At 70.8% G+C, this 6849-nt stretch carries 8 protein-coding genes; 5 read left to right on the top strand and 3 right to left on the bottom strand.

Annotated features, from left to right (window positions below; genetic code table 11):
• Both KUTG_RS42720 and KUTG_RS65765 read left to right on the top strand, forming a co-directional pair.
• Nucleotides 1-260, top strand: a 260-nt coding sequence (locus tag KUTG_RS42720; protein WP_043725292.1) for a sensor histidine kinase, incomplete at its 5' end; no start/stop codon positions are given.
• Between the two features lie 276 nt (nt 261-536).
• Nucleotides 537-2012 carry a DUF4153 domain-containing protein gene (locus tag KUTG_RS65765; RefSeq protein ID WP_157495186.1) on the top strand — a complete coding sequence of 492 codons (1476 nt, stop codon included), beginning with the start codon at nt 537-539 and terminating at the stop codon, nt 2010-2012.
• A gap of 55 nt (nt 2013-2067) precedes the next feature.
• Here the strand turns inward: KUTG_RS65765 and KUTG_RS42710 are convergent, their stop codons facing one another.
• Entirely contained in the window at nt 2068-2424 is a 357-nt protein-coding gene (locus KUTG_RS42710; RefSeq protein WP_232241254.1) for a hypothetical protein, read from the bottom strand.
• 10 nt (nt 2425-2434) lie between these two features.
• Here KUTG_RS42710 and KUTG_RS42705 point away from each other — a divergent pair, with 10 nt between their 5' ends.
• Genes KUTG_RS42705 through KUTG_RS42695 form a run of 3 tightly spaced genes read left to right on the top strand, consistent with a single transcriptional unit; the run spans nt 2435 to nt 5573 of the window.
• Entirely contained in the window at nt 2435-2971 is a 537-nt protein-coding gene (locus KUTG_RS42705; protein WP_157495185.1) for a hypothetical protein, read from the top strand.
• Between the two features lie 41 nt (nt 2972-3012).
• A complete protein-coding gene (locus KUTG_RS42700) occupies nt 3013-3786 on the top strand; it encodes a hypothetical protein (RefSeq protein WP_157495184.1) in 774 nt (257 codons plus the stop codon).
• Nucleotides 3783-5573 carry a serine/threonine-protein kinase gene (locus tag KUTG_RS42695; RefSeq protein WP_043732594.1) on the top strand — a complete coding sequence of 597 codons (1791 nt, stop codon included), beginning with the start codon at nt 3783-3785 and terminating at the stop codon, nt 5571-5573. Before KUTG_RS42700 ends, KUTG_RS42695 begins: the two co-directional genes overlap by 4 nt.
• Here KUTG_RS42695 and KUTG_RS42690 read toward each other — a convergent pair.
• Together KUTG_RS42690 and KUTG_RS42685 are read right to left on the bottom strand one after the other, a co-directional pair.
• Nucleotides 5539-6246, bottom strand: a complete 708-nt coding sequence (locus KUTG_RS42690) for a polyprenol monophosphomannose synthase (RefSeq protein WP_043725284.1) — start codon at nt 6244-6246, stop codon at nt 5539-5541. The two genes, KUTG_RS42695 and KUTG_RS42690, sit on opposite strands and share 35 nt — an antisense overlap.
• The gene (locus KUTG_RS42685; RefSeq protein ID WP_043725281.1) at nt 6243-6752 is read right to left on the bottom strand and encodes a hypothetical protein; all 510 of its coding nucleotides are present in this window, start codon (nt 6750-6752) and stop codon (nt 6243-6245) included. Before KUTG_RS42685 ends, KUTG_RS42690 begins: the two co-directional genes overlap by 4 nt.
• Nucleotides 6753-6849: the final 97 nt, after the last annotated feature.

Raw genomic sequence — 6849 nt, 5'->3', positions numbered from 1 at the left:
GCGGCCTGGTCCGCGTGCGGGCCTCGGCCCACGCCGACCGCACCGTCATCGAGGTGCTGGACGAGGGCCCCGGCATCGCCGCCGCCGACCGTGACCGCGTGTTCGAGCGCTTCACCCGCGGCGAGCGCTCCGGCGACGGCGGAACCGGGCTGGGCCTGGCCATCGCCCGCTGGGTGGTGGATCTGCACGGCGGCACCATCGCCGTGGTCGACCCCGACCGCGGCGGCTGCCGGATCAAGGTGACCCTCCCGGCCCTGTAGCCCCCTTCTCACGACCTGCCCGTCCGCCCGCTCGGGTGCGACGGCGATCGAACCTGCCTTGGAGTTGTGATGAACCCCGGCCCTGTCGACCCCGCCGCCAACCCTGAGCCCGTTGACCCCGAGCCCGTTGACCCCGAGCCCGTTGACGCTGGGCCCGTTGACCCCGAGCCCATTGACGCTGAGCCCGTTGACCCCGAGCCCGTTGACGCTGGGCCCGTTGACCCCGAGCCCATTGACGCTGAGCCCGTTGACCCTGAGCCCGTTGACGCTGGGCCCGTGCCCCCGGCGCCGCTCGACCCCACGCCAGCCGACCCCGCGCCTGTGCCGCCCGCACAGCTCAATCCTGTCGTCGCCAGTTATGCCCCGTTCAACCCTGGCCCGGTCTATACCGGCCCGGTCAGACCCAGCGCGTTCACCACCGCGCCGGCCAACCCGACGCCGAAACCGTGGCCAGTGCTGATGGCCGGAGTGGTCACGGCGGCGCTGGTGCCGTTGGACAGACCGGGCATCGGCTGGCTGCTGGCGGCGTTGCTGCTGGTGCTGGTCGTGTGCACGCAGATCGCGCGGCCGAAGCTGATCAGCGTGGGCTGGGCCGTCGTGACGGTGCTGCTGGTCGGCGTGGGCACGCTGCGGGCGGCCGAGTGGCTGTTCGTGCTGTGCCTGCTGACCGCGGTCGTGACGGGGTCGCTGGCGGTCAGCGGCGGCCGCACGACGACGGCGCTGGTGTTCGGCTCGGTGATGGCCTTTCCCTCGCTGTCCAAGGGTTTCGGCAAGATCCGGGGCGGCGGGCGGATGACGCTGTCGGTGTCGATCGGCGTGGGCATGGTGGTGGTCTTCGGCGCCCTGTTCGCGGCGGCCGACCCCGACTTCTCGGCGCTGCTGACCGACAGCCTGCCCACAGTGGACGGTGGCTCGGTGGTGCGCATGCTGTTCCTGTTCTTCGGCGGCGGCCTGATCGCGGCCGGGGCACTGCGACCGATTGTGCGGCAACGGGTTCCCCGACCGAGCATGACGGTGGTTCGCCGGCTGGAGTGGGGCGTCCCGGTCGGCATGCTGGTGGTGTTGTTCGCGGCCTTCGTCGGCGTGCAGACGGTGTCGTGGTTCGGTGGCAGCGCTTATGTTCAGCGGACGGCGGATCTGACCTACTCGCAGTACGCCCGGACGGCCTTCTGGCAGCTGACGGCCGTCACCGTGCTGACGCTGGCCGTCATCGCGGTCACGGCCCGGATCGCGCCCCGGGAGTCGGCGACGGATCGGTTGTGGCTCAGGGGGATTCTCGGCGCGCTGTCGCTGCTGACGCTGGTCGTGGTGGCGTCGGCGCTGAGCCGCATGTGGGCGTACCAGGAGGCGTACGGCTTCACGGTGCTGCGGCTCATGGTGGAGGCGTGCGAGATCTGGCTGGGTCTGGTGTACGTCATGGTGATCGTGGCCGGCGTCCGGCTGCGCGGCCGGTGGCTGCCGAAGGCGATGATCACGACGGCGGTGGCGTCGCTGCTCGTGCTGGCGGCGATCGATCCCGAGTATCTCGTGGCACGGCAGGACGTTCAGCGCTGGCAGCAGACCAAGCAGCTGGATGCCCTGTACCTGTCGGGGTTGTCGGTGGACATCCTGCCGGCGCTGGACGGCCTGCCGGACAACCTCAAGGCTTGTGCCATGCCGTGGCGTCCCCTGCCGCGCGACGGCTTCCGCGAGTGGAACGCCAGCCGTGCGGCGGCCGCGAACGCCGCCCGGCCGCCGCGCTGCCGGGGCTAGGAACCTGCTGGCCGATCCGGTCCTTGGCCCGTCACGGTTGCGTCACAGCCGGTGGTCAGTAGGCGAAGCGCACGAACACGATGCCGCCGAGCACGAAGAAGACCAGCACGATCAGCGTGGACGAGTAGTCGCCGCTGGAGCTGGTGACGGCCTGGTCGACCACGCCGGTGAGCTGCACGCCGCAGCTGGCGGTGATGGTGTGGCGGCCGGCCTCGATCGTGGTGAACTCCACCGGGGCGGTGAAAGCGCCGCCGCTGTCGGCTTTTGCCGTGCCGACCAACTGACCGTCCGAGGTCAGCGTGACGTCGTGTCCGGGCTCGCAACCGGTTCCGGACGCGGAGAGCGGGTCGCCGGGCTGGATGCTGGTGTGGTTGAGGGTGAGGCCGCCGTCGGTCTTGGGCTCGTCGGTCACCGACTCGGCCGTGGACGTCGTCGGCGTGGTGGCGGACGGAGTTGTTGTCGCGCTTGTTGTTGTGGTGACAACCGGTGGCGTCGTCGTCGTCACAGCGGGCGGTGTCGTGGTGACAACCGGTGGCGTGGTGCCGGTTGTCGGCGGCGGTGTCGTCGTTGTGGTTGGCGTCACTGTAACGGTGAAGCGGGTGAGGCCCGTTTCCTTGGCACAGGTGGCATTGATGGCGTACGTGCCGGGCTTGGCGTCGGCCGGCGCGGTGGCGACCACACTGCCCGTCGTCCCGGGCTTTCCACTGGCCAACGGCGTTCCGGCCCAGGTGAACGTGATGACGCGGCACGAAGTGAAGCCGCTCCAGTTGATGGTGAACTGGCTGCCGGCGGGCCCGCTCGTCGGCGTCACGGACACGAACGGCGCAGTCGCGGCGAGCGCGGTCGACGGCGCCGCGATGCCCACGCTGAGCGCCAGCGCTGTCACTGTGCGAACAAGTAGCCGCATTGTCCCCATCCACTGTGGTTCGTTCGGCCCACGCGATGCCGCCCGGCGGTAGCATCTCCCGCCAGTCAAGCCCGGCTCAACTGGGAGTTCTCGATGGGACGTCTCACCGGTGTCGCGGTTGCCCTCGCGGCCGGTCTGCTGCTGACCGCCACGCCGGCGCAGGCGTCGGATGATCCGCTGACGCTGGCCGTGAGCCTGGACGGCCAGGACATCTCCGGCCACACCATGGTGATCACGCCGCGAAGCCCGGTGGAGCTGTCGGTCACCGTCACCAACAACTCCGGCTCGGCCGTGCACGTCCGGAGCATTCGCTTGTCCGGCACGGCATTGGCGCTGACGTTCTTCGCCTACGACACGACGCTGCCGTTCGACGTCGCCGCGCACGGCCGGTCCGTCCGCACCTTCGGTCTTGACCTCGCGGACCTTGACGGGCAGGCGATCGGCCTGTTACCGGCGGCCGTGCAACTGTTCGATGTGGACCGCAACGAGTTGGCCGCCGTGGACACCACCACCGACGTGCGGGGCTCGATCCTTTCCGTGTACGGGGTTTTCGGCATCGCCGTGCTGCTGCTGACCATAGCCGCCTGGACGGCGTGCCTGCTGGCCCTGGCCCGGCACCGCCTGCCGGCCAACCGCCTGCGCCGGGCGCTGCGCTTCATGCCCGCCGGCTTCGGCACCGGGCTCGTCGCGGTGGTGACGTTGTCCGTACTCCGTGTGATTCCACCGGAACCCGGCGTGGAGATCCCTATCATCGTCGGCACCACGGCGATCGGGCTCGTGCTCGGCTACATCACCCCGCACCCGATGCCCGCCGTCGCCGAGCCCGAGAGCGCCGGCCTGCTGACCACCACCGAGGTGACCGGGTGACCGCCCCCGCGAACGTCGTCAACGCCCTGCCGCAGTACCAGGTCGGCTCGATGATCGGGGCCGGCGGCATGGGCGTGGTGTACGCCGGCGTGCACCGGTCGCTCGGCCGGCACGTGGCGATCAAGCAGCTGCCGGCCGAGATGGTGCACAAGCCCGGCATGGGCAGCCGTTTCGACCGCGAGGCCAAGGTGCTGGCCAGCCTGGACCACCCGCACATCGTGCCGGTGTACGACTACGTGCGCACCGCCTACGACAGCCTGCTGGTGATGGAAAAGCTCGACGGCGGCACGGTTTTCGACCGCACCCAGGGCCGTGGCATCACGCCCGACGCCGCCTGCGCGATCATCCTGGCCACGTTGGCCGGCCTGCACGCCGCCCACTCGGCCGGGGTGCTGCACCTGGACGTCAAGCCCAAGAACCTGTTGTTCACCAGGCAGGGCGTGCTCAAGGTGGCCGACTTCGGCATCGCGCAGGTGATCAGCGAGGGCACCACGCTCATGACCCATGGCGGCGAGGTCCTCGGCACGCCCGCCTACATCTCGCCCGAGCAGGCCTCCGGCAATCCCCTCACCCCGGCCGCCGACGTCTACTCCGCCGGCACCGTGCTGTACGAGCTGTTGTCCGGCGCCCTGCCGTTCGCCGAGGACCGTGGCGCGCTGAGCATGATGCGCCAGCACATCTTCGGCGATCCCCGGCCCATCACGGGTGTGCCCGGCCCGTTGGCCGAGGTCGTGATGCGTTCCGTGGCAAGGGAAACCAGCCAGCGCTACCGTGACGCCGAGGCCTTCGCCGCCGACCTCTCCGCCGCTGCCGACACCACCTTCGGCCCCGGATGGCTGCCGCGGTCGGGGATTCCGGTGCACCTGTCGCCCCGCGTCACCGGCGGCGGCTCGCAGCCCCGGATCCGGCCGACCTTGCAGGCCACGCGGTTCGAGGACGGGACAAGGCAGGACTGGTTCGAGACTGAGCGGGACCAGTTCGAGCAGCCGGCGCAGTTTCGGGAGACCCCGACGGCTCGGGAGCACACGGCAAGGTACGGCGAGGAGCCGGGCCGGGTGGGCGAAGACCAAGCCAGCCGCCCCAGATCCACGCAGCCGGACCGGTTCGGGCCCGGGCACTCCGGGAATCTCCAAGAAGCCCCAGCCACCAGGTCCGCCTTGATCCCCGGGCTGATCGCGGCGATTTCCTTTGTGGCCATGGTGGTGCTGGCCTTCGCGGCCCCGACGCCCGGGGCTCGGACGGCCGTGACACAGCTCGCGGTCATGGGCTCGGCGCCGGGGCAGCAGACCAACATCGACCTGAGCATCCCGGTCCCGATCACGGGCGGCCCGGCCACGATGTCCCTGTCGCTGGCCGGAATCACGGTGGCCACGGCGTCGGGACACGACTCGGTGGCGTTCCCGGCGATCACGCGCTGGCTGGTGGGCGGGGCGGTCACCGGCAAGATCCAGTCACCGGCCGGGACGCAGGAGTTCCCGGCCATCCCCCAGCAGTTCCCGCTGGCCAGCGCGATGGGCGCGGGCAGCCTGCTGGCCTGCCTGTTCGCCCTGGCCTACCTGGAATCCACCCTGCGGACCGTCCGACGTGGACGGAAGGGCGCCGGCAAGTACGTGGCGGCCGTGCCGCTGGGCGCGCTGTTCGGCGCCGCCGGCTGGCTGCTGGTGGCGGTGCTGGCCGCGCACGAACCGGCGCTGCTGTACGGAATCGGCTGCGCGGTGGCGGGTGTGGTCGCCGCGGTGGCGACGGTGTGGGCTACATCCGCCCGAACAGCAGCTTCCAGGGCGTGATCGCCGACTCCAGCTGCACGCCCAGGGTCATCTTGGAGGCGCCCTCGGCCCGCTCCTCGAACACGATCGGCACCTCCAGGATGCGCAGGCCCCGCTTCACGGTCCGGTAGTTCATCTCCACCTGGAACGAGTACCCGTTGCTGCGGATCGTGGGCAGGTCGATGGCCCGCAGCGTGGCGGCCCGCCAGGCCTTGAAGCCGGCGGTGGCGTCCTTGACCTTGAGGTGCAGGATGGCGTTGACGTAGAAGTTGGCCCACGCGGACAACGCCTTGCGGTGCCACGGCCACTCCGACGCGGTTTGCCCGCCCGGCACATAGCGCGAGCCCAGCACCACGCCGGCGTCGGTGCTCTCCAGCTTCTCCAGCATGGCCGGGATCCGGTCGACCGGGTGCGAGAGGTCGGCGTCCATCTGGATCACCACGTCCGCGCCCTCGTCCAGGGCGCGGCCGATGCCGGCCAGGTAGGCGCGGCCGAGGCCGTCCTTCTCGGTGCGGTGCAGCACGCCCAGGTCGTCGCCGGCCAGGCCGTCGGCCACGTCGCCGGTGCCGTCGGGCGAGTTGTCGTCGACCACGAGCACGTGCAGCTCGGGCATCCCCAGCTCGCGCAGCTTGGCCACCAGCACGGGCAGGTTCTCGCGCTCGTTGTACGTCGGCACGACAACAACAACCTTCATGGTGATCCTCTGCGGCGTGGTGACGGGATGGGGCCGGAGTCTAACGGCTCTCCGGCCCCATCCCGTCGATCTTGCCCGGGGCGTGTCGCGCTCACGTCCCGACGTGCAGTGGCATCCCTGGCCGCGTACACCAGATCCGTGCGGCCGTCGCCGACAGCGATCCGGTTCACCAGGGCGTCCTGCTGCATGCCCCACAGGAAGGTGTCCACGTCGGTGTCGCCGCCGGCCAGCCGCACCGTGACCGTGCCGGTGGTGCGGGCCATGATCGCCGGCTCGCCCTCGGGCGGGAAGTCGGTCGAGGACACAGTCGGCGTGTGCGGGCGCACGGAGTCGACGGTGAAGTAGCAGTCCGATGTGGACGGTCCTGGGTCCAGGGCGTCCCGCGCCTGCGCGTGGTAGCGGTAGACCGGGCCGTCGGTCAGGGCGCCGGCCAGGAGAACGCGGTGCCCCGGCGTCTGCGCCGCCTCGGCGGCCGCTGTCGGCAGCAGAGGGACCCGACCAGGCATAACAGCGCGACCGATGCGGCCGCGACACGGGGTTTCGGCATGGCTGGTCCCCCTGAACCGGCGATGCCAACACCACGCTCACACGCCAGGGGCCGTC

The sequence above is a fragment of the Kutzneria sp. 744 genome, from assembly GCF_000568255.1.
GTDB lineage: Bacteria > Actinomycetota > Actinomycetes > Mycobacteriales > Pseudonocardiaceae > Kutzneria.
Note: the sequence above shows the minus strand (reverse complement) of the source record. Positions and strands in the feature narration are given on the sequence as shown.